Here is a 21267-nt window from a genome sequence, read left to right as displayed (position 1 = left end):
GACCAGCCGCAGGGCACAGCAGGGCGCGGTGCGGCCGGGCAGGGCCCGGCCGCACCGGAACCGGCCGGGACGCGCGGCGCCGGACCGGTGGATCCGCCGGTGGACCCCCGTGCCTCGTGGGCCACCTGGACCACCCAGTCGATCATCAGCGGACCGGGCGGAGTGACCACCGCGGAGGTCGGCCCGATCTCCGGCGACCTCACCGTGCACACCACGTGGGTGGACGGTGAGGCCCGCCTCACCGTGCAGTACACGGGGGCACTGGACTGGTACAGCGTGGCGGGAAGCCCGGTGCCGGCGTCCGACGAGGCCGCGGCGCGGGCCGTCCACCAGGCGATGGTCAACGGCGTCAAGTCCGGGCGGGGCGCCGGGGCGCCGTCACCCCCGGCGGGCTGACGGCACGGGCCGACGGCTCTCGGGGCTCCCTCGACTTCCCGGGCCCCGGAGGCTTCGGCCTTCCTTCGGCCACCGGGTCCGCGCACGGGTGCCGGGTCCGCGCACGGGTGCCGCGGCCGGGTTCGGACGGCGGTTCCGCGTCGGGCCCTGCGTCCCGGCGGCGCCTGCCCGGCCCGGTCCCGCCGCCCCCGGCACCCCGTGCCCGGCGCCGGGGGCGGGCGGTCAGCCGCGCGACTCGCCCCGGTGCACCGGGGCGGCGGCCGACCAGTAGCCCGGGTCCACCGGGAGGCGGCCCTTCAGGTCCTCGCGGACCTCGCGGGCCAGCTTGCGGGTGTCGCGGCGGTTCACCGTGGCCCCGATCCCCGCGCCCACCAGCAGCGGTGTCAGGGAGGGCAGCCGGCGCAGCGAGCTGCGGGTGAGCCGACGGCGGACCTGCTGGCGCACCTCGGAGCCGAGGGCCATCGCGGCCAGGCCGGCCGGCTTCACGAGCAGGGAGCCGTCGATGCCGCGGCGGTTGGCCCAGGCGGTGACGTACGCGGTGGCCCGCTGGGCGGTGCTGCCCTGGGCGGGGACGCCGTAGACCTCGTGGAGTTCGGCGATCAGCTTGATCTCGACGGCCGCCACGGCGAGCGTCTCGGCGGCGATCTCCAGCGGCATCGCAGGAGGCACCGGGAGCATCGCGGCGGCGCCGACCCCGGCGCCGAGGGCGCTGGAGGCCCGGCCGGCGCCGACGATCAGCAGCTCGGCGAGCTTGTCGGGGTCGGCGGCACCGGGGTGCTGGGCCCGCAGTGTCGAGAGGCTGCGGACGGGGATGCGCGGCGCCGTGTGGATCAGCTGCTCCGCGAGGGCCCGGCCGCCGTACACGGCGCCCCTGGCCGCGGCCTGACCGCGGGTGCCGAGCCGACGGGCGATGTCGGCGACCAGCCGGGCACCTCGCCGGCGGCCGCGTTCGACGCCGGCGCCGTACTCGACGACCTGTCCCACGGGGCCGCCTGGGACTTCCGGGACGGGGCGTTCCAGCTCCTCGACCAGTTCGGCGAGTTCGTCGGCGACACGGTCCGGGGTCGGCTCGGGCTCACTCCCGCGTCCCGGCTTCCTGAAGATTGCCATGTTCTGCGGGTACCCGGTGGTGCGGCGCGGTACGCACCACCGGTGTCCGGGTCCTGTGACGGTCCCGCCACGGCCGCGTGCCGCCCCCCGCCGCCCCGCCGCGTCACCCGGTGATCTCGACCCCGCGCCAGAACGCCACCCGGTCCCGGACGTGCTCCGCCTCCGGCTTCGGGTCGGTGTAGTACCAGGCCGCGTCGGGGTTGGTCAGCCCGTCGACGTCGAGGGTGTAGTAGGCCGCCGTGCCCTTCCACCCGCAGACGGTGGTGGTGTCGGACGGGCGCAGGTACTCGGCGCGCACCGAGTCGGCCGGAAAGTAGTGGTTGCCCTCGACGACGGTGGTGTCATCGCTCTCGGCGATGACCGTGCCCTGCCAGCTCGCTGTGGTCATACCGCGATTCTGCCCGACGCCGTGCGCGGGGCCCGGCCGTCGGGGCGGGTTCCGGACAGTGGGCGGAGCCCGGTGGCGGCGGGCTCAGGGCAGCGGTTCGGCGTGGACCGGGAAGTGCGGCGTCTGGTGGCCTCCGCTGGCGAGCATCCGCACCTCCCCCGCGTCGCTGATCTCGGCCCGGACGATGCCGCTGGCGTCCTCGTACACCGGGTGGCCGCCGGGGCCGGTCGCGCTGGTGCGGGCGACCACCACGACGTCCTGCGGGGCCTGGGTGCCGGGGGTGCCGGGGAAGGTGAGTGCGTAACGGCTGGCTGAACTCATCGCCGGCCTCCTGGTCCCTGCTCGTCCTGCTCGTCCTGCCGGTCACTCCGGGTCGTTCCGGGTCACCGCCGGTCTGCCGTTGGTCGTCGCCTCTCGTCACGGCCCCGGGCGCTGGTCGCCGCCGCCGAGCCGGTGCGGGCCCGTGGCCGGTGCTAGGCCGAGGCTCCGGCGGACCGTGCGACGGCGCCGCGGACCTCCAGTTCGTCGAGCAGCCGCCCGGTCGCCTCGGCCACGGCGTCCACGGCCCGGTCGAAAGCCTCCCGGTTGTGCGCGGCGGGGGCCCGGAAACCGGAGACCTTCCGCACGTACTGGAGGGCTGCCGCCCGGAAGTCCTCCTCGGAGGCGTCGGGCGTCACGGGTGGTCTCAGCGTCTTGATACTGCGGCACATGCTCCCAGTCTTGCGCGCGAGCGCCCGACTGGCGACCCCCGTACGTCACCGGTCCGCCATGACCGCCACACGGTGTGGTCATCAGACCGGATTAGGATTTCGGCCGAACAATCCTGACTCCTCCCGCTCGTCCCGGAGTATCCCCTTGCCTCTCGCGCTGGTCGCCCTGGCCGTGACCGCCTTCGCCATCGGAACCACCGAGTTCGCCGCCATGGGGCTGCTCCCCCAAGTGGCCGGCGACCTGGACGTCTCCATCCCGCAGGCGGGCTGGCTGATCTCCGCCTACGCCGTCGGCGTGGTGGTCGGCGCTCCGCTGCTCACCGCCTTCGCCGCCGGCCGGCCCCGGAAGACGGTGCTGGTCGCACTCGCCGGGTTCTTCGCCGCCGGAAACCTGCTCTGCGCGGTCGCCCCCGACTTCTGGTCCCTGGCCGCCGCCCGGCTGATCACCGGGCTGCCGCACGGCGCCTTCTTCGGCGCGGGCGCGGTCGCCGCGGCCGAACTCGTCGCCCCGCACCGGCGGGCCCGGGCCGTCGCCGTGATGTTCTCCGGCCTGACCGTCGCCAACATCGTCGGCGTACCGGCCGCCACCCTGCTCGGCCAGCACCTGGGCTGGCGGGCGACGATGCTGGTCGTGGTCGTGATCGGCGTGGCCGGGACGATCGCGATCGCGCGGCTGGTCCCGCACCTGCCCTCCCCCGCCCAGGCCGGCCTCCGGCACGAGCTGGGCGCGTTCCGCAGCGGCCAGCTCTGGCTGGCGCTGGCCACCGTGGTCTTCGGCTGCGGCGGGTTCTTCGCCTGCTACAGCTACATCACCCCGCTGCTCACCGAGGTCTCCGGGTACGCGACCGGGTCGGTGACCCTGGTGCTCGCCCTGTTCGGGGTGGGGATGACGATCGGCAACGTGCTCGGCGGATACGCGGCCGACCGCGCGCTGCGACCGACGGTCTGCGCCGCGTTCCTGCTGCTCGCCGCCGTACTGGCGCTGTTCGCGGTGACCGCACGCACCGAGTGGTCGGCGGCGGTGACGGTGGTGCTGGTCGGACTGTTCGGCTTCGCGATCGTGCCGGCCGTACAGACCCTGGTCCTGCGCGAGGCCCGCGGCGCGCCGACGCTCGCCTCGGCGACCGTGCAGGGCGCGTTCAACCTCGCCAACGCCCAGGGCGCGTACTTCGGTGGGCTCGCCCTCGACGCCGGGCTCGGCTGGACCTCGCCGACGCTGGTCGGCTCCGGGCTGGCGGCCTCGGGGGCGGTGATCGCGGTGCTCGCCTGGGCCCTCGACCGCCGCCGGAAGGCACTGGCCGGGCCGAGCCCGTCGAGCGCTCCCGGCCCGGCTCCGGCCCCCGAGGCCGACGTCCGCGCGGACGCCGGCGACCGGGTGGTGGGCGCCGGGGCCGGCGCGGGCTGCTGAGCGGTACCCGACCGGAGCCGCCCTGGCCGGGACCGGCCAGGGCGGCTCCGCTACGCGGGCGCGCCGGGGGCGGGCGGGACGGGACGGAGGTCCCGGTGGCCCTCGGCCAGCAGGCGGTACCCCTCCGCGTTGACCTTGATGCCGGCGCGCTCGTCCTCGGTCAGCTCCCGCCGGACCTTGGCGGGGACGCCCGCGACCAGGGAACCGGGCGGGACCTCCGTGCCCTGGGTCACCACGGCACCGGCCGCCACCAGCGAGCCGGCGCCGATCCGGGCACCGTTCAGCACGGTGGCGTTCATCCCGACCAGGACGTCGTCCTCGATCACGCAGCCGTGCAGCACGGCGTTGTGCCCGACCGAGATCCGTTCGCCCATCACCAGCGGGAAGCCGAGGTCGGCATGGAGCGTGCAGTTGTCCTGAACGTTGCTGCCGGCGCCGACCGTGATCGCCTCGGCGTCGCCGCGCAGCACCGCGCCGTACCAGACGCTCGCCCCGGCACCGAGTGTCACGCTGCCGACCACGACCGCGTTCGGCGCGACGAACGCGGTCGGGTCGACGGCGGGTGCCCGGCCCGCGACCTCGGCTATCAACGGCTCTGCCATGCTGCGTCCTCCCGGTGACGACCGCCCATCAGGTGCGGGCCATGATGGCATCCCCGGCCGCCGGACCGGCCGGGGGGCCCGGGCCTGCCGACCCGGCGCCGGCCGGGCCGGGTCCGCTCCGGCCGGTCCGGAGCGGCACTCGGTCAGGCGCCGGTCAGTTCCCGTCGGGCACCGGTCAGGTGCGCGGACCGTCCAGCACGCCCTCCACGGACGGCACGACGGTGCGGGGCGCACCGGCGGCGGGGGCCGGCGGCGGGCCGCCGCAGACACCGGTGTTGATCAGGTTGTCGAACGCCGCGTTGGTGGCCGGGAGGTCCGAGACGTCGTACGCGTTGACCGAGGCCGCGAACTGCCGGCGGTTGTCGGCGTCGCCGAACACGAACGTGTTGTAGCCCGGGATGCCACCGGCGTGGCCCCAGACGTCGCCGCAGGCGGTGGGCGTCCGCTGGAGACCGAGGCCGTACTGCGCCTCGCCGCTCTGCGGGGTGACCGCCTTCATCTCGGCCAGCAGGCGGGCGGGCAGCAGCCGGCCCCCGAGCAGGGCCTTGAGGAAGGTGGTGAGGTCGGCCGTGTTCGAGATTCCCGCGCCGGCCGCGTCCGCCATGCTCGGGTCCAGCTCGGTGACGTCGGCCGGGCCGGTGGGCAGCTTGTAGTAGCCGTGTGCGTGCGGACCGGGGACGGTCGTCGAGTGGATCGGCATCGAGGTGGCGGTCAGGCCGAGCCGCCGGACGATCCGGCGGTCCACCTCGTCGGCCCAGCTGCGACCGGTGACCCGCTCGATCAGCAGCCCGATCACGACGTAGTTGGTGTTGGAGTAGTGCCAGCCCTGCCCGGGCGCGAAGTAGGGCTGGTGGCCGTTGGCGATCGCGACGAGCTGCTCCGGCCGGTAGACCGTCCAGCGCCCGGTGTCGAGCCACTGCTGCATCGACTCGGCGCTCTCCTCGTGCGCGAAGGCGTCGTCCTCGGTGTAGTTGAAGAGGCCGCTGGTGTGGTCGAGCAGCTGGCGGACGGTGATGTCGCGTCCACCGGGGACGAGGCCGGGCAGGAAGCGCTCGACCCTGTCGTCCAGGCTCAGCCGGCCCTCGGCGACCAGTTGGAGAACCACCGTGGAGACGAACGTCTTGGTGACGCTGCCGATGCGGAACCGGCCGTCCGCGCCGGCCTTCCGTCCGGTGGCGAAGTCGGCGGTGCCCGCCGCGCCCTTCCACACCGACCGGCCGCGCTCGCTGACCCTCGCCAGCGTGGCCGAGGCCCCGCCCTGCTCCACCATCCTGCGTACCGCGTCGTCCAGCGCCTTCACGTCGACGCCCTTCCCGGCTCCCGCCACGACCACTCCGTCCCGCCCGGGCGCGCCGTGGGCACCGGCCGCCGGGGCGACCACGCCCACCAGGCCGGCGCCGGCCAGCGCGACCGCGAGCACGCGGACCGCCGCGCCGCGCCGGCGCCCGGGCCTCGCCACCCCCGCCCGGTCCGCGGTCTCGCCGCCGACCCCGCCGTCCACCGTTCCCCTGTACGTCCCGGCCATGATGCCTCCCGAATCAGCGCCGACGGGTGTCGACAACACCCTTGCCTTCCATGGCAGCTGACACTCTGCCAGCCGTACACGAAGGAGGCGTCAGCCCCTGGTCCGGACCTTCTCCGCCCCTGGTCCCATCCTTTGTCGCGTGTCGCTCACCCTCAGGTCGGCGGCGCCCCCGACGGGCCTCGGGGTGCGCCTCCGACCAGGGGTGGAGACGCCGGGACGGAGACTCAGGGGCGGAGACTCAGGGGCGGCGGCCGGGCGGCGGCCGGCACCGGCCTCGGGATCAGGCGACCGGGGCCTTCACCCGCAGCACCTCGACGAACGCCCGGAGCCACGCCGGGTGGTCGGGCCACGCCCGCGCCGAGACCACCACCCCGTCGACCACCGCTTCGCCGTCCACGTAGCTCGCGCCGGCCGCCCGCACGTCCGGCTCCAGGGCCGGGTAGGCGGCGCTGGTGCGCCCGGCCAGGACCCCGGCGGCGGCCGGAACCAGCGGGCCGTGGCAGATCTGCGCGACCGGCTTCTCGCTCTCGAAGAAGTGCCGGACGATCCGCTGCACGTCCGGATCGTTGCGCAGGTACTCGGGAGCACGGCCACCGGGGATCACCAGCGCCACGTAGTCGGCCGGGTCGACGTCGGCGAACGCGACGTCGGCGGGCCAGGTGTAGCCGGGCTTCTCGGTGTAGGTGTCGAAGCCGTCGACGAAGTCGTGCACGACGAACTGGAGCCGCTTCTTGGCAGGGGCCGCGATGTCGACCTGGTAGCCCTCCTCGCGCAGCCGCTGGTAGGGGTAGAACACCTCCAGTGACTCCGCGGCGTCCCCGGTGACGAGCAGGATCTTCGATGCCATCGCGACATCCCTCCGAATCGATCGATCGTCAGTTCTGTGACAGGCCCCGCCTGATGGGATCCCGGCGCGGGCCGCACCCAGCGTTCCGCGCCGTACGGCGCCCGCGCAACAGGGCGCACGGGCATCCGACGGCGCATGTGCGCCCCCGTGCGCCGGACATGGGCGGTGCACGCCCCCTGAACGGCCTGCGCCTAGACTCCCTGCTGCCCGCACCCCTGCCCACGGAGGGAATCCGCCCCGATGTCGGACCGCACCACCTACCTCGTCCTGCCCGGCTACCAGAGCTCCGGCCCGGACCACTGGCAGAGCCGCTGGGAGGCGGGCGACCCGGCGTTCGTCCGGGTCGAGCAGGCGGACTGGGACCACCCGGACCCGGTGGACTGGGTGGCCCGGGTGGACGCGGCGATCGTTGCGGCGGCGGCGCACGGGCCGGTGGTGCTCGTGGCGCACAGCCTGGGCTGCGCGACGGTGGCCCGCTGGGTGGCCGGGGCGCCGGCCGCGCAGACCGCTCTCGTCCGGGGCGCCCTGCTCGTCGCCCCCGCCGACATCGACCACGCCGACGTCCCCGAGCTCCTGGGCTTCCGTCCGGTCGCCCTGCCGCGGTTCCCGTTCCCGGCCGTCGTGGTCTCCAGCACCGACGACCCGTGGGTCACGCCGGACCGTGCCCGCCACTTCGCCGGTTCCTGGGGCGCCCGCTACGTCGAGCCGGGCGCGTACGGGCACCTCAACTCCGACTCGGGGCTCGGCGACTGGCCGGAGGGCCGCCAGCTGCTCGCCGGGCTCTGACACGACGACGGCGCAGCGGCGGCGGACTCGGCGGCGGCGGACCCGGCGGTCGCGGACTCGGCAGCCGGTGACGACGGGGGCCGCCGGCGGGGCGGACCGGCCGGCATCCCAGACTTCGGGGATGGGAAGTGGATCAGCCCTCCGGACAGAATCGGGGCAGACCGACTACCCGAAGGGTGTGCACCGATGAACCGTCTCTCCCGCTCGTTCGCCGTCCTCGCGCTCAGCGCCACCGCCCTGCTCACCGGGACGGCGGCCGCCCAGGCCGCCGCCCCGCCCGGCGCCACGACCGGGGACCTCACGGTCGACCCCAAGCCGGTCGAGCAGGTCGCCGCCGCCTACAGGTGCGACGTCGAGTACACCGTCGCCTACTACAGCTACCGCCAGCAGGGGTACCCCGAGCTGGAGTCCCTGCTGCACGCGGAGAAGACCTACGCCCTCTGCGCCGCGGCGGGCTGACCGGCGCCCGGCTCGCCCGGGCCGGGGCCGGGCCCGGTGCGTGACCGCGGCCGGCCCCCTCCCGTTCCCCGGGGCGGGGTTGCCCGGGCGTGACGGGAGCGGTTGGCGGGGCGGTCCCGTTCTCCGGGCGGGCGGTGGGTGTCGGAACTTCTCCCGCAGTTCGCCCGGAGGCCACCCGGCCGGGCGCGACGGCTCCTAGTCTGCGGGCGACGACCCCGACGCCACGCCACCAGGGCGACCAAGGAGAACCCATGACGAACCGTCCGCTCGACGGCAGCAGCCCGGCGGAGCCCGCCGAGGGCACCGGATCCTCCCGCCGCCGCTTCCTGCGCGCCACCGGCGCGGCCGGGATCGGCGCGGCGGCGTTCGCCACCGCCGGTGCCGGGGAGGCCTTCGCGGCCCCCGGCGGGGACCGGCCGGACGCCGAGCAGCCCGCCGCCGACGAGCGCGCCGCCGCCGCGGGCCGTCCGTCCGGCACCCGCCCGCCGGTCCGCACCGGTACCGGCCTGGACCGGCTGCCGCACCCGCTGATCGTCGGACACCGCGGTGCCCCCGGCTACCGCCCGGAGCACACCCTGGGCTCGTACGACCTCGCCCTCCAGCTCGGCGCGGACGTCATCGAGCCGGACCTCGTCCCGACCAAGGACGGCCACCTGGTGGTCCGGCACGAGAACAACATCACCGAGACCACGGACGTCGCCGACCACCCGGAGTTCGCGGGCCGGAAGACCTCGAAGACCATCGACGGCGCGGCGCAGACCGGGTGGTTCACCGAGGACTTCACGCTCGCCGAGCTCCGCACCCTGCGGGCCAAGGAGCGGCTGCCGCAGCAGCGTCAGCGGAACACGGTCTACGACGGCCGCTGGGCGATCCCCACCTTCCGCGAGGTGGCCGACTTCGCCCGCAAGCGCGGTCGCGAGCTGGGCCGGGACGTCTGGGTCTACCCGGAGACCAAGCACCCCAGCTACTTCCGGTCGATCGGCCTGCCCCTGGAGGAGCGGCTCGCGGACGAGCTGCGCCGCACCGGGCTGGCCGGGCGCAACGGGCGGGCGATCCTGCAGTCCTTCGAGCCGAGCAGTCTCCAGCGGCTCGCCAAGCTGGTCGACAACCCGCGGATCCAGTTGCTCGGCGGCGCGGCCAGCCGGCCGTACGACTTCGAGCTGGCCGGGGACCGGCGCACGGTGGCCGACCTCGTGACCCCGGCCGGGCTGCGCTGGATCGCCGGCTTCGCCCACGGCATCGGCCCGACCACGCAGCTGATCGCACCGGTCGACGCCACCGGCAAGCTCCTTCCGCCGACCACGCTCGTCCGGGACGCACACGCGGCCGGCCTGCTGCTGCACCCCTACACGGTGCGCAACGAGAACGGCTTCCTGCCGCTCGACTACCGCAAGGGCACCGACCCGAACGCGTACGGCGACGCGATCGGCTGGGCCCGGTACCTGTACGAGCTGGGCGTGGACGGGTTCTTCACCGACCAGACCGACACCAGCGTGCTGGCCCGCCAGGACTTCTGGGCCGCCAAGGGCGTGCACTGACACCCGGCGCTCCCGGCTGAACGACCGTGCCCCGGACCGTCTCGGACGGTCCGGGGCACGGTCGTCGGCGCGTCGCCGGACCCGGCCGGGGTCAGCCGTCGGCGGACCCGTCGTCGGACTGTGTCTGCGCCTGCTCGTCCGGCTTGGTCTGCGGCTGGACGGGCTGGACGGGCTTGGCCGGCTGGGTCGGCTGCGAGGTGCGCGGCCGTCCGGGGGCGGTGTTGCGCCCGCCGGGCCAGGTCGGCGCGGTGTCCGTCGCGGAACCGCCCGGCCACGGGGAGCCACCGGAACCGGTGGGGCTCCCGGACGGGTCGCGCTTCGGCGGCGGGTCCGGGATGTGGACGGTCGCGAACTCCTTCTCGGGCATGCCCTTGACGGCGTCGCTCATGCCCATCTGCCAGATCGGTCCCGGGCCGGTGGCGCCGAAGACCTCCTCGTAGTACCGGCCGCCGATCCTGATGTTCTTCATCGGCACGCCCTTGGCCGGGCCGCCCAGCCAGACCGAGGCGGCCAGGTTGCCGGTGTAGCCGCTGAACCAGGCCGACTTCTTCTCGTCGCTGGTACCGGTCTTGCCGGCGATCTGCCGGTCGTCGTCGAGGCCGAGGTCGCGCCCGGTGCCGCCCTTCTCGGTGACGCCGAGCAGCACGGTGTTGATGACGTCGGCGGTGTTCTCGGAGAGCACCCGGTCGCACTTGGGCGGGCTGACCGGGATCTCCTTGCCGTCCACCGTGCTGATCCTGCTGATCGCGAGCGGCGCGCAGTAGGTGCCGCGGGCGGCGAAGGTGGCGTAGACGTTGGCCATCGCCAGCGGGCTCACCTCCTGGGTGCCCAGGCCGAGGGCCGGCAGCTCCTCCAGCGGCTTGCCGCTCGCCTTGCCCGCCACGCCGAGCTTGTTGGCCATCTGCTTGACCGCGCAGAGGCCGATCTCCTGCTCCATCTGCACGAAGTAGGTGTTGACCGAGAGCGCCATCGCCTCCTTGAGCTGGTACGGGCCGACCTCGCCCGCGGACTCGTTGGGGATGGTGCCGTTCTTCTTGTCGTTCTTCGCCAGGTTCTTCCAGGTGCCGTCGCAGGTGCTCATCGTCGGCCATTCCATCCGGTTCGGCGACGGGTAGGACTGCGTGGCCGGCAGGCCGGCCTCCAGGGCGGCGGCGGCCACGATCGGCTTGAAGTTGGAGCCCGGCTGGAAGCCGTTGCCACCGCCCATCGCCGCGTCGACGTTGTAGTTGACGACGGTCTGGTTCTTGTTCGGGTCGAGCCCGTACGGGCGGGTCTGGGCCATTGCCAGGATCCGGCCGCTGCCCGGCTCCACCATGGTCATCGCCGCGGAGACCGGGTCGGTCACGTTGACCCGCTTGGTCACCGCGTTCTGCGCGGCCGCCTGCTTGACCGGGTCGAGGGTGGTGTGGACGGCCAGGCCGCCCTGGTCCCACAGCTTCTTGCGTTCGGCGGCGGTCTTGCCGAAGACCGGGTCCTGTTTGACCACCCGACGGACGTACTCGCAGAAGAAGCCCATCCCCGACTGCGCCGTGATGCAGCCGTTCTGCGGCTCCTTGTAGCGCAGGCCGAGCGGCGCGGCCTTGGCCTCGCGGGCCTGCTCCGGGGTGAGGTGCTTGTTCTCCACCATCTTGTCGATGACGGTGTCGCGGCGCTTCTGCGCGGCCACCGGGTGGAGCTTCGGGTCGTACTGGGAGGGGTTCTGCACCAGCCCCGCCAGGGTCGCCGCCTCGGGGACGGTGAGGTCCTTCGCGTCCTTGCTGAAGTACCGCTGGGAGGCGGCCTGGATGCCGTACGCCTGGCGGCCGTAGAAGGTGATGTTCAGGTAGTTGGTGAGGATCTGCTCCTTCGTCAGCTCCTCCTCCAGCTTGATGGCGTACTTGAGTTCCTGGATCTTGCGGCCCAGGGTCTTGCGCTGGGCCGCCAGCACGGCCGCCTGGTCGTCACCGGCCTTCTCGACGTTCACGTTCTTCACGTACTGCTGGGTCAGCGTCGAGGCACCCTGGACGGTGGCGCCGCTCTCGGCGTTCTTGGAGATGGCCCGCAGGACACCCTTGAGGTCGACCGCGCCGTGCTCGTAGAAGCGGGCGTCCTCGATGTCCACCTGGGCCTGGCGTATCAGCGGGGACATCTGGTCGGCGGCGAGCACCGTGCGGTCCCGCTCGAAGACCTTGGCTATCAGGCCGCCCGTCGAGTCGTATATCCAGCTCGCCTGGGTGAGCGGCGGGGTCCTGAAGTCGTCCGGGATGTTGTCGAATCCGTCGACGCTGTTCTTCACCCCGAGGCCGAGGGCGCCGGCCGCCGGCAGGGCGATGCCCGCCAGCAGGACGCCGGCCAGGGTGCTGTAACCGAGGAACTTCACCCCGTGGCCGAGCAGGCCCAACGGGGTCTCGCGGCGCCGGGGACGTGGCACCCAGGTGTCGAAGGGCTCCGGGGAGGCGTTGCGGCGGCTTCTCCGTGACATAGTCGGAACACTACGTCCACGAAAACCGCGCGAGGGGCCGGTGTTGGCCAACCTTGGTCACAAATCGGCGACAGATCGGCCTGGTTGGCGACGGCAGGTGGGCGGGTCGACGAACGATCCGCCGGACGAGGCGCCCGTTCGCACACGTGCCGACGGTTGGATCAAGGCGGCGGCAGCCGGTCGGCCGGCCGACGGCGCACGGACAGACCGAAGGGGCGGACGGGCGGCGGTCCTGCGGAGCAGGCAGGCCCGGGTACCCGGGCCGGCCCGGCGCGGCCCGCGCGAGTGGACCGGACGGGCGCCCGGCGGGCGCCGTCAGTCGCTCTTCCTCTTCCGCCGAAGGCCCAGGACCGCCCCCACCACGGCCGCCAGGAAGAGCACGCCGAGGGCCTGGTCGAAAGGACCGTCCGAGGAGCCCCCGGGGGCCGACGCGTCCGGCGACGCACCACCGGGCGGGGCGGCGGCACCCGGCGTCGGGGTGGCGGTCGGACGGGGCAGCGGCTTCACGGTGTCCGGAAGCTGACCGTCGTCCAGCGGCGCGCGCCAGACCGGGCTGCCCTTGCCCTCGCTGCCGTAGAGCAGGGCCCGGCCGTCCGCGCTGAAGGTGACGGACTCGCCTTGCTGCTGGAACGGGGTCGTGAGCGCGCCGAGGGGGGCCGGCGCGCCGTCCTTCCAACGGTAGAGGGCGGCCGAGAAGTAGCCGCGCAGGACGAGCCTGGTGCCGTCCGGGGAGAAGGCGCCGTCGGTGATCCACGAGACCTCGCCGATCCGGCGGAAGGTGTTGACACCGGCCGGGGAGAGCTTCTCGGGCCCCTGGTAGAGGCCGCCGCCGCCCTGCCGCTTGCTGGCGATGTAGGCGCGGCCGGTGACGGGGTGGACCATCAGCGCCTCGGCGTCGCGCGGCCCGTCCTCGTAGCGGACCTTGTAGCGCGCCACCTCCACCGTCTGGTCGCGGAGTTCGGCGGGTTCGGCGAAGGCGTAGATCCAGACCTCGGGCCACTTGCCGCCGAGGTTGTCCCCGATGTCGCCGAGGTAGAGCCGACCGTCCGGACCGAGCGAGACCGCCTCGACGTCGCGCGGTTCGACGCCGCGCAGGGTGACGGTCGCGACGGTGCGGCCCCCGGAGTCGACCGCGTAGACGTACGGGCCGTCGTCGCTGTCGTTGTGGGTCCAGTAGACGCCGGGGTGGACCTGGCTGGCGGCGAGCCCGCTGGACTCGGTGATTCGCGGGTCGGTGAGGGTGAACGCCTCGCCGGGGCCGTCGGCGGCGCGGGCGGGCGGTGCGCCGACCGCGAGGACGGCGCAGGCGCCGGTGCAGACGGCGAGCAGCGCGGTGGAGAGCCGCACGGCCGCCCCGGGGCCGGCGGGGTGCGTCGTCGCCGGCCTCTTCGTTCGCATCCTCAGCACCAGCCGATCCTCCCACGGCTCCCGCGACCGGGCCGGACTTCCCTTCTCGTCACCTTGACGAGATCCAGTGGCGCCCCATATCGTCGGCGTGACGACAAGGGGAACGCACTCATGGCCGACATCACCAGGCGCTTCGGACTGCGCCACCTGCGCGCCGTCCCGACCGCCCACATCCGCCACTTCCGGCGCGGCCGCCTCACGCACGACGGCACCGGGCTCGCCTTCTGGTTCCGCCCGCTCACCGCCGCCCTCTCCGAAGTCCCGGTCGACGACCGCGAACTCGCCATGCTCTTCCACGCCCGCACCGCCGACTTCCAGGACCTCACCGTCCAGGCCACCCTCACCTACCGGATCACCGACCCGGCCACCGCCGCCACCCGCGTCGACTTCGGCATCGACCCCGACACCGGCGCCTGGCGGGCCGCCCCGCTCGACCAGCTCGCCACCCTGCTCACCGAGACCGCGCAGCAGCACGCCCTCGGCCTGCTCGCCCGCACCCCGCTCGCCGCGGCGCTGGCCGACGGCGTCGCGACCGTCCGCGACCGGATGTCCACCGGTCTCACCGCCGAACCGCGGCTCGCCGAGACCGGGCTCGCCGTCATCGCCGTCCGCGTCGTCGCCCTGCGCCCCGAACCCGAGGTGGAACGCGCGCTGCGCACCCCCGCCCGCGAACTGGTCCAGCAGGAGGCCGACCGGGCCACGTTCGAACGACGGGCCGTCGCGGTCGAGCACGAGCGCGGCATCGCCGAGAACGAACTCGCCAACCGGATCGAACTCGCCCGGCGGGAGGAACAGCTGATCACCCAGCAGGCCGCCAACACCCGGCTCAAGGCCGAGGACGACGCCGCCGCCGACCGGATCCGCACCGACGCCGAGGCCGAGCGCCGCAGCAGGCTCGCGGTCGCCGAGGCCGAGGCCGCCCGGGCGCTCGGCGACGCCCGGGCCTCCAGCGAGGCGGCCTGGCTGGCCGCCCACCAGCAGGCCGACCCGGCCGTGCTGCGGGCTCTCGCCCTCATGCGGCTGGCCGAGCACCTGCCGCGCATCGACAACCTCACGCTCACCCCGGACCTGGTCACCGGCCTGCTCGCCAAGCTCGGCGCCATGGGCGGTCCGGCGGGTGACGGTCCGGCGGGCGGCGGTACGGCGGGCGGCGGGGGCGCGCGGTGACGCTCGCGCCCCGGGCGGTCCTGGTCCACCGCCGCACCGAGTACGAGGAACTGGTCGCCCACCACGGGACGCCCGGCCAGGCCTCGTACTTCCTGCACAGCCGGGGCCGTTCGATCGAGGACGTCGAGCGGCGCCACCGACGGCAGGCCGAGGCCCTGGCCCGGGCCGCCGGCGCCGTCCCGCTCGACTGGCGCCGCACCCGGGTCGAACGGGCCGACCTGCCCAGGTTCCTCTTCGAGCCGGAGGACGTGGTGGTCGTGGTCGGCCAGGACGGCCTCGTCGCGAACGTCGCCAAGTACCTCGCCGGGCAACCCGTGATCGGGGTGGACGCCGACCCCGGCCGCAACCCCGGCGTCCTGGTCCGGCACCGCGCGGACGCGCTGCCGCTGCTCCTGCCGGCCGCCGCCGGCCCCGGGGTCTCGCGGCGCGTCGAGGAGCGCACGATGGTCGAGGCGGTGGCCGACGACACCCAGCGGCTGCTCGCGCTCAACGAGGTCTACGTCGGGCAGCCCGGCCACCAGACGGCCCGCTACCGCCTGGCTGTCGAGGGCCTCCCGGGGGACGCTCCGGACGGCCCCGACGCCGGCGAGGCCCAGGCGTCCTCGGGCGTCCTGGTCGGCACCGGCACGGGCGGCACCGGCTGGTGCCGCTCCGCCTGGCTGGAGCGCGGGGCCCCGCTCGCCCTGCCCGGGCCGGACGCCGCCGCACTCGCCTGGTTCGTGCGCGAGGCCTGGCCCTCCCCCGCCACCGGCACCGGCCGGGTGCACGGGCTGCTCGACGCAGGCCACCGGCTGGTCCTGACCGTCGAGTCGGACCGGCTGGTCGCGTTCGGCGACGGCATCGAGAGCGACGCCCTGGAACTCGCCTGGGGCCAGACCGTGCGGGTCGGCGTCGCCGCCGCCCGGCTGCGGCTGCTGGTCTGAGGCCCGGGCGGGGCCGTACGCCCCGGGTCGCGGCCCCGCGACCCGGGACACGGCTCAGGCCGGGCCTGCGGCCTCGGTGTGGCGGACGACCGCGACCGGGCAGTGGGCGTGCTGGATGACCGCCTGGCTGGTGGAACCGAGCAGCAGACCGGCGAAGCCGCCCCGGCCGCGGGCGCCGACCACCATCAGCTGGGCGTCGCGGCTCGCCTCGATCAGGGCCGGGCGGGTGTGCTGCTCCACCAGACGGATCCGGACGTCGACGTCCGGGTACTTCTCGCGCCAGCCGACCACCGCGTCGGCCGGGACCGGCTCCGCCCGGTCGGCCGGACCCGTGTGGGGGTGCCAGGCGTGCAGAGCGGTCAGCGGGGCCCTCCGTGCGGTGGCCTCCGCGAAGGCGAAGCCCACCGCCTCCGCGCCCACGCCCGAACCGTCCACCGCGACCAGCACGTCGCCCTCCGGATCCGGCCGGCCGCGGACGATCAGTACCGGGCAGGCCGCGTGCGCCGCCAGGTGCACCGCCACCGAGCCGATTACCAGGGCGCTGAACCGGCCGAGCCCGCGGCTGCCGACCACGACCAGGCTCGCGCGGCGTGACCGGCCGGCCAGCACCCCCAGCGGCTCCCCGGTGGCGAGTTCGGCCTCGACCTCCAGGGCGGGATCCAGGGCCCGGGCCCGGCGTCGCGCGTCCGCGAGGACGCCCTCCGCCTGGTGGCGCAGCCCGCCCTCGGCCGGGCCGTTCGGGGAGGGGCCGAGCGACACGTGCATCAGCGGCCAGATGAACGCGTGCACGATCTTCAGTCCGCAGCCGCGCAGCCGGGCCTCGCGGACCCCGACGTCCACGGCGGCCAGGCTCGCCTCCGAGCCGTCCACACCCACCAGTACCGGGTCGCTCATCCGTTGCCTCCGCGCTGTCGGGTCCACCTGTTGCCGCCTGCCGTCCGCCGTCGCCCACCCGCGCCCGCCGCCGTCCACCGGACGCCGCCGGGCGCAGCCGGGACGTCTACGGGGTGTCGGCGTCCGCGCCCCGCTCCTGCTCGCGCACCCGCTCGTAGGGCACCACGGCGACCGGGCACGGGGCGTGGTGCAGGACGGCGTGGGCCACCGCGCCCACGTGGACGCCCACCGGCGATCGGCGCACCCTGCGCCCCACCACCAGCAGCTCCGCGTCCGCCGCGCGCTCGGCCAGCACCCGGGCCGGCCGCGCGTTCACGGTCTCCTCCACCACTGTCGCCTGCGGGTACTTCTCGCGCCACGGCAGGATCAGGGCGGCCAGTTCGCGCCGCGCCTGCGCCGACATCTCGCCGGTCACGTCGACACCGGCCGCGATGCCCGCGTACTGGTAGGACGGCGGAAGCGTCCACGCGTACACGGCGCGCACCGGCAGCCGCAGCCGCGCGGCCGACTCGAAGGCGTGGGCGAGCACCTCGTCGGCGCCGTCGTACGGGTCGACGCCGGCGACGACCTCCGCCCCGGCGGGCGCGTCCGGGTCCTCGCCGCGGCGGACCAGCACCACCGGGCAGGCCGCCCGGCCGAGCACCCGGTGGCTCACCGAGCCCACCAGGAACCCCGCCACCGTGCCCAGCCCGCGCGAACCGAGCACCAGCAGCCCGGCCTCACCGGCCTCCCCGACCAGGGCGCGCACCGCGTCGCCCGGCACGTGCACGGCGGTGACCGCCGCTTCCGGGCACCGGTCCCGCGCCCTCAGCTCGGCCTCGCGCAGCACCACGTCCGCCTGCCGCCGCTCCAGGTCGGCCGTGCCCAGGACCGCCAGCGGCGTGACCGGGCTCGGCCAGGCGTGCACCAGCCGCAACGGCGCGCCGCGGCGGGACGCCTCGTCGGCCGCCCAGTCCAGGGCCGCCAGGCTTTCCGGCGAACCATCGACACCGACCACGACGGGAGCGGACATGGGGGACCTCCGGCATTCGTTCGGAGCGGCCGGGCGGGGTACCTCCCCGGCCGCACCCACCACCCTTCCCGCCGCGGCCCCGTGCACCCAGGGCCCAAGGTCCCCCGCCCGGAGGACCGTCCGGCCCCTGGGACCTGCGGCGGCCCCGAGGCCCCGCGGCGGCGCGGCCAGCGCCGGGCCGCTACGGCAGCGTGAGGATCCGGGGACCGGCCTCGGTGACCGCCACGGTGTGCTCGACGTGCGCGGCCCGGCTGCCGTCGACCGTGCGGATCGTCCACCCGTCCGCGTCGGTGGCGTGCTCGTCCTTGCCGCCTGCGGTGAGCATCGGCTCGATCGCCAGCACCAGCCCCGGCTTCAACGGGAAACCCCGGCCCGGACGGCCCTCGTTCGGGACGTCCGGTTCCTCGTGCATCCGCCGGCCGATGCCGTGGCCACCGAACCCCTCGGGCAGACCGTAGCCCGCCTCGCGCGCCACGCTGCCGATCGCGTGCGCGACGTCGCCGATCCGGTTGCCGACCACGGCCGCCGCGATCCCGGCCTCCAGCGCCCGGCGGGTGGCGGCGATCAGCTCGGAGTCCTCGGGACGCGCCGTGCCGATGGTGAAGCTGACGGCCGCGTCGCCGGCCCAGCCGTCCAGCACGGCCCCGCAGTCGATGCTGACGAGGTCACCGTCGCGCAGCCGGTAGCCGTCCGGGATCCCGTGCACCACCACGTCGTTGACGGAGGCGCAGATCACCGCCGGGAACGGTACCGGCGCGAAGCTCGGCCGGTACCCGAGGAAGGGTGAACTCGCGCCCGCGGCCCGCAGCACCTCGCGCGCCACCCGGTCCAGCTCCAGCAGGCTCACCCCGACCGCGGCGGCCCGCTCCACCTCCGCCAGCGCCGTGGCGACCACCCGACCGGCCTCCCGCATCGACGCCAGCGACGCCTCCGACTTGAACTCCACCATGCGATACCTCACTCCTGAGGAGCCAACGCCTCCGCGGGGTCGGCCTCCAATTCTTATACCGGTATTTCTATCACGGTCGGAGGGCGTGCGGGACCTGCGGCCGGGCACGGGGCCGCACCCGGCCGGGCCACGGGGCGTCCGGGCCACGGAAGGCGCACCCCGGGATGTGGGTCCGGCCGGAGTCACCGAGCCTGGGTTCATGGGATCGATCGTTGTCCTCTTCGAGACGGAGCCCGACCGGGCACTCGGCCCGGACGGAGTCGAGCCCGCGGTGCTGGCGGTGCACGCCGCGGGCGCCGACCCGGACGTCCCCGAGGATCCGCAGCCCCGCACCCTCTGCGGCCTGGACACCGGCCCGATGGAGCACTCGCACTACCGGCCCGCCCGGCCGGGCGAGCCCTGGTACCCGCCGGGGCTGACCGACCGGCGCTGCGCCGAGTGCGAGCGGGCCCTGAGGACACGGTGACCGGGCACGCCGACCGCGGGGCGGCGGCGGGGCGGGTGGCTCTCCGCCGTCGGCGACGAACCTGACGGGAGCCGATGACCGGGGGCGCTGCCTCCCGCCACGGCGCTGGCCTACCATCGGGGCATGGTGAGGACTCCGCTGACCCCTTGGGAGCGCGAGCGCGGCGAGCGCTTCGGTGCGCTGCTTCGCGAGGCGCGTGGCGCGCGCAGCATGGTGGAGGTGGCGGCGGCGGCCGGCATCTCGGCCGAGACGCTCCGCAAGATCGAGACGGGACGCGCGCCGACACCCGCCTTCTTCACCGTCACCGCCCTGGCCTACGCCCTCGGCCTCTCGCTCGACGACCTCGCCGCCGCGTGCGGCGCCCTGGCCGACGACGAGGCGCTCTCGGCGTAGCCGCCGCGCGGCGAGCACGACGGACGGGTCGCGCAGGTCGGACGGGCATGCAGGTCGTGCGGGTCGCGCACGGGCCGAACGGCCGGGTGGGGGGCCGGCCGTTCGGGGCTGCGGTGGCTCCGGCGCACCTCAGGCGGTGATGCCGCCGTCGAGGACGAGGTCGGCGCCGACGGTGTAGGCCGACTCGGGCGAGGCCAGGTGCAGGACGGCCGCGGCGACCTCCTCGACGGCACCGGCGCGACCCACGGGAACGTCGCCCTTCATCCGGTCCGCCTTGTCGGCGGCGGTCTCGCCCGGGCGGGAGGACATGCCGGTGTCGACCGGGCCGGGGCTGACCAGGTTGATCCGCACGCCTTCGGCGATGTGGTCGCGGGCGGCGCTGCGGGTGAGCGCGGCGACGGCGGCCTTCGAGACGGCGTAGGCGCCCAGGCCCTCCAGACGCATGTGGACGCCCAGGTTGGAGGCGATGTTGACGATGGCTCCGCCGCCGTTGGCCCGCAGGTGGGCGATCTGGTGCTTCATCGCGAGCCAGGTGCCGGTGAGGTTGGTGTCGATCAGCCGCTGCCAGTCGTCCTCGGCGACGTCGGCGACCGGGCCGAGGCCGCCGAGTATGCCGGCGTTGTTGACCGCGATGTCCAGCCCGCCGAGCTGTTCGACGGCCTCCCGGACCAGTCGGGCGGCGTCCTGGCCGTCGGCCACGGAGCCGACCAGGGCCACCGCGGTGCCGCCCTCGCCCTCGATCAGGGCGACCGTCTCGGCGAGCGCGCTCGCGGTCCGGCCGGCGACGGCCACCCGGGCCCCTTCACGGGCGAAGGCGAGGGCGACGGCGCGGCCGATGCCGCTGCCACCGCCGGTGACGAGGACGGAGGTACCGGTGAAGCGCGTGGTGGTGCGGGTCATGCGGGGACTCCTCGATCGAGGTCTAAATTGACCGTTCGGTTCAATATCGGGACAGCAGTTCAGGCAGTGGTGCGGGCAGTGGTGCGGAGCGACGGACGGAAAGGCGGACCGGAGCAACGGGGTCCGGGCGGGAACGGGCGCGGCGCGGGCCGGCCCGGGTCAGTCCAGCAGCGCCAGCGCCTGCTCGGAGGCGTCCCGCAGGCGCGCCGAGCCGTCACCGGCCTTGCCGATCACCCGCATGCCCTGGAACAGCACCAGCAGCAGCCGGGCCAGCGCCCGCGGGTCGCGCCCCTCGGGCAACTCCCCCTGGACCCGGGCCCGCACCAGGGCCGCGGTCAGCAGCGTCTCCAGGTGACCGAGGCTGGCCTCCACCCGACGGGCCGCGCCCTGGTCGTGCGGGGCCAGTTCGACCGCCGTGTTGGTGACGAAGCAGCCGCGCCGCGGACCGCCCTCACCGTCCGCGGCGGACTCCCCCGCGAAGCGGCGGACCAGCGCACGGACGGCCGGCAGCACCGGCCCGGGCTGGGACAGCTCGGAGAGCAGCAACGGGTTCTGCTGCTCCCCGTACCGCTCCAGCGCGCGCAGGTAGAGCTCGCGCTTGCTGCCGAACGTGGCGTAGATGCTGGCGCGGGCGATCCCGAGGTGGTCGACCAGGTCGGCCATCGAGGTGGCCTCGTAGCCACGCCGCCAGAAGAGCTCCAGAGCGGACTGGAGCGCCACGTCGGGATCGAATTCCTTGGTTCGCGCCATGCCCGAACCGTAGCCTTTTCCAGATCGATCGGTCAAGAAAGATTGAAGGAGGTCGAACCGGGCGGACGAGGAGCCGGGACGCACCGGGGCGGCGCCTGCCAGTGTCCCCGCACGGAGCTCCGTGAAAGGCGGACGACAGGCGGGCCCCGGTCCGGCGGGGGGGGGGGGGGGGGGGG

At 74.9% G+C, this 21267-nt stretch carries 23 protein-coding genes; 9 read left to right on the top strand and 14 right to left on the bottom strand.

The genetic code is table 11. The features are described from left to right. Positions 1-396, top strand: a 396-nt coding sequence (locus tag ACFWOG_RS28310; protein WP_380361532.1) for a hypothetical protein, incomplete at its 5' end; no start/stop codon positions are given. 222 nt (positions 397-618) lie between these two features. On the opposite strand, the gene ACFWOG_RS28305 is transcribed toward ACFWOG_RS28310, so the two are convergent. The 4 genes from ACFWOG_RS28305 to ACFWOG_RS28290 all read right to left on the bottom strand — a co-directional run bounded on the left by ACFWOG_RS28305 (position 619) and on the right by ACFWOG_RS28290 (position 2604). Continuing rightward, positions 619-1506, bottom strand: coding sequence for a hypothetical protein (locus ACFWOG_RS28305; protein WP_380361530.1), 888 nt, complete (start codon positions 1504-1506; stop codon positions 619-621). 103 nt (positions 1507-1609) lie between these two features. Beyond that, a complete protein-coding gene (locus tag ACFWOG_RS28300) occupies positions 1610-1894 on the bottom strand; it encodes a DUF427 domain-containing protein (protein ID WP_329879257.1) in 285 nt (94 codons plus the stop codon). 84 nt (positions 1895-1978) lie between these two features. Then, the gene (locus tag ACFWOG_RS28295; RefSeq protein WP_329879258.1) at positions 1979-2215 is read right to left on the bottom strand and encodes a DUF6296 family protein; all 237 of its coding nucleotides are present in this window, start codon (positions 2213-2215) and stop codon (positions 1979-1981) included. 152 nt (positions 2216-2367) lie between these two features. Beyond that, positions 2368-2604, bottom strand: coding sequence for a DUF2277 domain-containing protein (locus ACFWOG_RS28290; protein WP_329879259.1), 237 nt, complete (start codon positions 2602-2604; stop codon positions 2368-2370). A gap of 145 nt (positions 2605-2749) precedes the next feature. Here ACFWOG_RS28290 and ACFWOG_RS28285 point away from each other — a divergent pair, with 145 nt between their 5' ends. Further along, positions 2750-4012: an MFS transporter gene (locus ACFWOG_RS28285; protein WP_380361526.1), complete on the top strand. Its 1263-nt coding sequence runs from the start codon at positions 2750-2752 to the stop codon at positions 4010-4012. Between the two features lie 50 nt (positions 4013-4062). Here the strand turns inward: ACFWOG_RS28285 and ACFWOG_RS28280 are convergent, their stop codons facing one another. From ACFWOG_RS28280 to ACFWOG_RS28270, 3 genes are all read right to left on the bottom strand, one after another. Beyond that, positions 4063-4614: a gamma carbonic anhydrase family protein gene (locus tag ACFWOG_RS28280; protein WP_355407326.1), complete on the bottom strand. Its 552-nt coding sequence runs from the start codon at positions 4612-4614 to the stop codon at positions 4063-4065. 175 nt (positions 4615-4789) lie between these two features. Beyond that, entirely contained in the window at positions 4790-6139 is a 1350-nt protein-coding gene (locus tag ACFWOG_RS28275) for a serine hydrolase domain-containing protein (protein ID WP_380361523.1), read from the bottom strand. 280 nt (positions 6140-6419) lie between these two features. After that, entirely contained in the window at positions 6420-6986 is a 567-nt protein-coding gene (locus ACFWOG_RS28270) for a DJ-1/PfpI family protein (RefSeq protein ID WP_329879263.1), read from the bottom strand. Between the two features lie 240 nt (positions 6987-7226). Between ACFWOG_RS28270 and ACFWOG_RS28265 the strand changes: the two genes are divergently transcribed. The 3 genes from ACFWOG_RS28265 (at position 7227) to ACFWOG_RS28255 (ending at position 9769) form a co-directional block, all read left to right on the top strand. Next, positions 7227-7772, top strand: a complete 546-nt coding sequence (locus ACFWOG_RS28265; RefSeq protein WP_380361521.1) for an RBBP9/YdeN family alpha/beta hydrolase — start codon at positions 7227-7229, stop codon at positions 7770-7772. 186 nt (positions 7773-7958) lie between these two features. Continuing rightward, positions 7959-8231, top strand: a complete 273-nt coding sequence (locus ACFWOG_RS28260) for a hypothetical protein (protein WP_380361519.1) — start codon at positions 7959-7961, stop codon at positions 8229-8231. 251 nt (positions 8232-8482) lie between these two features. Further along, positions 8483-9769 (top strand): glycerophosphodiester phosphodiesterase, encoded by a 1287-nt coding sequence (locus ACFWOG_RS28255; RefSeq protein ID WP_329951784.1) that lies wholly within the window; start codon positions 8483-8485, stop codon positions 9767-9769. 91 nt (positions 9770-9860) lie between these two features. Here ACFWOG_RS28255 and ACFWOG_RS28250 read toward each other — a convergent pair whose 3' ends face one another. Next, positions 9861-12230 (bottom strand): transglycosylase domain-containing protein, encoded by a 2370-nt coding sequence (locus tag ACFWOG_RS28250; protein ID WP_355407316.1) that lies wholly within the window; start codon positions 12228-12230, stop codon positions 9861-9863. A 315-nt stretch (positions 12231-12545) separates the two neighbouring features. Then, positions 12546-13628, bottom strand: a complete 1083-nt coding sequence (locus ACFWOG_RS28245; protein ID WP_380361516.1) for a hypothetical protein — start codon at positions 13626-13628, stop codon at positions 12546-12548. 120 nt (positions 13629-13748) lie between these two features. On the opposite strand from ACFWOG_RS28245, the gene ACFWOG_RS28240 reads away from it, so the two are divergent. Then, the gene (locus ACFWOG_RS28240; protein WP_380361514.1) at positions 13749-14804 is read left to right on the top strand and encodes an SPFH domain-containing protein; all 1056 of its coding nucleotides are present in this window, start codon (positions 13749-13751) and stop codon (positions 14802-14804) included. Continuing rightward, complete coding sequence (locus tag ACFWOG_RS28235) at positions 14801-15727, top strand: hypothetical protein (protein WP_329951788.1); 927 nt, start codon at positions 14801-14803, stop codon at positions 15725-15727. The genes ACFWOG_RS28240 and ACFWOG_RS28235 overlap by 4 nt, the downstream gene beginning before the upstream one ends. 54 nt (positions 15728-15781) lie before the next feature. Here ACFWOG_RS28235 and ACFWOG_RS28230 read toward each other — a convergent pair whose 3' ends face one another. The 3 genes from ACFWOG_RS28230 to map form a co-directional block, all read right to left on the bottom strand. Then, entirely contained in the window at positions 15782-16621 is an 840-nt protein-coding gene (locus ACFWOG_RS28230) for a universal stress protein (RefSeq protein WP_329951789.1), read from the bottom strand. A gap of 106 nt (positions 16622-16727) precedes the next feature. Then, positions 16728-17633: a universal stress protein gene (locus ACFWOG_RS28225; protein ID WP_380361512.1), complete on the bottom strand. Its 906-nt coding sequence runs from the start codon at positions 17631-17633 to the stop codon at positions 16728-16730. A 181-nt stretch (positions 17634-17814) separates the two neighbouring features. Further along, complete coding sequence (gene map, locus ACFWOG_RS28220; protein WP_329951791.1) at positions 17815-18582, bottom strand: type I methionyl aminopeptidase; 768 nt, start codon at positions 18580-18582, stop codon at positions 17815-17817. 199 nt (positions 18583-18781) lie between these two features. Here map and ACFWOG_RS28215 point away from each other — a divergent pair, with 199 nt between their 5' ends. Further along, the gene (locus tag ACFWOG_RS28215; protein WP_329879274.1) at positions 18782-19048 is read left to right on the top strand and encodes a hypothetical protein; all 267 of its coding nucleotides are present in this window, start codon (positions 18782-18784) and stop codon (positions 19046-19048) included. Between the two features lie 123 nt (positions 19049-19171). Beyond that, positions 19172-19441, top strand: a complete 270-nt coding sequence (locus tag ACFWOG_RS28210) for a helix-turn-helix domain-containing protein (RefSeq protein ID WP_380361509.1) — start codon at positions 19172-19174, stop codon at positions 19439-19441. 129 nt (positions 19442-19570) lie between these two features. Here ACFWOG_RS28210 and ACFWOG_RS28205 read toward each other — a convergent pair whose 3' ends face one another. Both ACFWOG_RS28205 and ACFWOG_RS28200 read right to left on the bottom strand, forming a co-directional pair. Next, positions 19571-20341 (bottom strand): SDR family oxidoreductase, encoded by a 771-nt coding sequence (locus ACFWOG_RS28205; protein ID WP_329951792.1) that lies wholly within the window; start codon positions 20339-20341, stop codon positions 19571-19573. 159 nt (positions 20342-20500) lie between these two features. Further along, a complete protein-coding gene (locus tag ACFWOG_RS28200; protein WP_329879277.1) occupies positions 20501-21091 on the bottom strand; it encodes a TetR family transcriptional regulator in 591 nt (196 codons plus the stop codon). Between the last annotated feature and the right edge of the window lie 176 nt (positions 21092-21267).

The organism is Kitasatospora sp. NPDC058406 (assembly GCF_042722765.1).
Lineage (GTDB): Bacteria > Actinomycetota > Actinomycetes > Streptomycetales > Streptomycetaceae > Kitasatospora.
Note: the sequence above shows the minus strand (reverse complement) of the source record. Positions and strands in the feature narration are given on the sequence as shown.

What these genes read in the sequence shown, in the direction of transcription:
- ACFWOG_RS28305 (WP_380361530.1), bottom strand. Translation starts at nt 1,506, where the DNA reads ATGGCAATCTTCAGGAAGCCGGGACGCGGGAGTGAGCCCGAGCCGACC.
- ACFWOG_RS28300 (WP_329879257.1), bottom strand. Translation starts at nt 1,894, where the DNA reads ATGACCACAGCGAGCTGGCAGGGCACGGTCATCGCCGAGAGCGATGAC.
- ACFWOG_RS28295 (WP_329879258.1), bottom strand. Translation starts at nt 2,215, where the DNA reads ATGAGTTCAGCCAGCCGTTACGCACTCACCTTCCCCGGCACCCCCGGC.
- ACFWOG_RS28290 (WP_329879259.1), bottom strand. Translation starts at nt 2,604, where the DNA reads ATGTGCCGCAGTATCAAGACGCTGAGACCACCCGTGACGCCCGACGCC.
- ACFWOG_RS28280 (WP_355407326.1), bottom strand. Translation starts at nt 4,614, where the DNA reads ATGGCAGAGCCGTTGATAGCCGAGGTCGCGGGCCGGGCACCCGCCGTC.
- ACFWOG_RS28275 (WP_380361523.1), bottom strand. Translation starts at nt 6,139, where the DNA reads ATGGCCGGGACGTACAGGGGAACGGTGGACGGCGGGGTCGGCGGCGAG.
- ACFWOG_RS28270 (WP_329879263.1), bottom strand. Translation starts at nt 6,986, where the DNA reads ATGGCATCGAAGATCCTGCTCGTCACCGGGGACGCCGCGGAGTCACTG.
- ACFWOG_RS28265 (WP_380361521.1), top strand. Translation starts at nt 7,227, where the DNA reads ATGTCGGACCGCACCACCTACCTCGTCCTGCCCGGCTACCAGAGCTCC.
- ACFWOG_RS28260 (WP_380361519.1), top strand. Translation starts at nt 7,959, where the DNA reads ATGAACCGTCTCTCCCGCTCGTTCGCCGTCCTCGCGCTCAGCGCCACC.
- ACFWOG_RS28255 (WP_329951784.1), top strand. Translation starts at nt 8,483, where the DNA reads ATGACGAACCGTCCGCTCGACGGCAGCAGCCCGGCGGAGCCCGCCGAG.
- ACFWOG_RS28250 (WP_355407316.1), bottom strand. Translation starts at nt 12,230, where the DNA reads ATGTCACGGAGAAGCCGCCGCAACGCCTCCCCGGAGCCCTTCGACACC.
- ACFWOG_RS28245 (WP_380361516.1), bottom strand. Translation starts at nt 13,628, where the DNA reads ATGCGAACGAAGAGGCCGGCGACGACGCACCCCGCCGGCCCCGGGGCG.
- ACFWOG_RS28240 (WP_380361514.1), top strand. Translation starts at nt 13,749, where the DNA reads ATGGCCGACATCACCAGGCGCTTCGGACTGCGCCACCTGCGCGCCGTC.
- ACFWOG_RS28230 (WP_329951789.1), bottom strand. Translation starts at nt 16,621, where the DNA reads ATGAGCGACCCGGTACTGGTGGGTGTGGACGGCTCGGAGGCGAGCCTG.
- ACFWOG_RS28225 (WP_380361512.1), bottom strand. Translation starts at nt 17,633, where the DNA reads ATGTCCGCTCCCGTCGTGGTCGGTGTCGATGGTTCGCCGGAAAGCCTG.
- map (WP_329951791.1), bottom strand. Translation starts at nt 18,582, where the DNA reads ATGGTGGAGTTCAAGTCGGAGGCGTCGCTGGCGTCGATGCGGGAGGCC.
- ACFWOG_RS28215 (WP_329879274.1), top strand. Translation starts at nt 18,782, where the DNA reads ATGGGATCGATCGTTGTCCTCTTCGAGACGGAGCCCGACCGGGCACTC.
- ACFWOG_RS28210 (WP_380361509.1), top strand. Translation starts at nt 19,172, where the DNA reads ATGGTGAGGACTCCGCTGACCCCTTGGGAGCGCGAGCGCGGCGAGCGC.
- ACFWOG_RS28205 (WP_329951792.1), bottom strand. Translation starts at nt 20,341, where the DNA reads ATGACCCGCACCACCACGCGCTTCACCGGTACCTCCGTCCTCGTCACC.
- ACFWOG_RS28200 (WP_329879277.1), bottom strand. Translation starts at nt 21,091, where the DNA reads ATGGCGCGAACCAAGGAATTCGATCCCGACGTGGCGCTCCAGTCCGCT.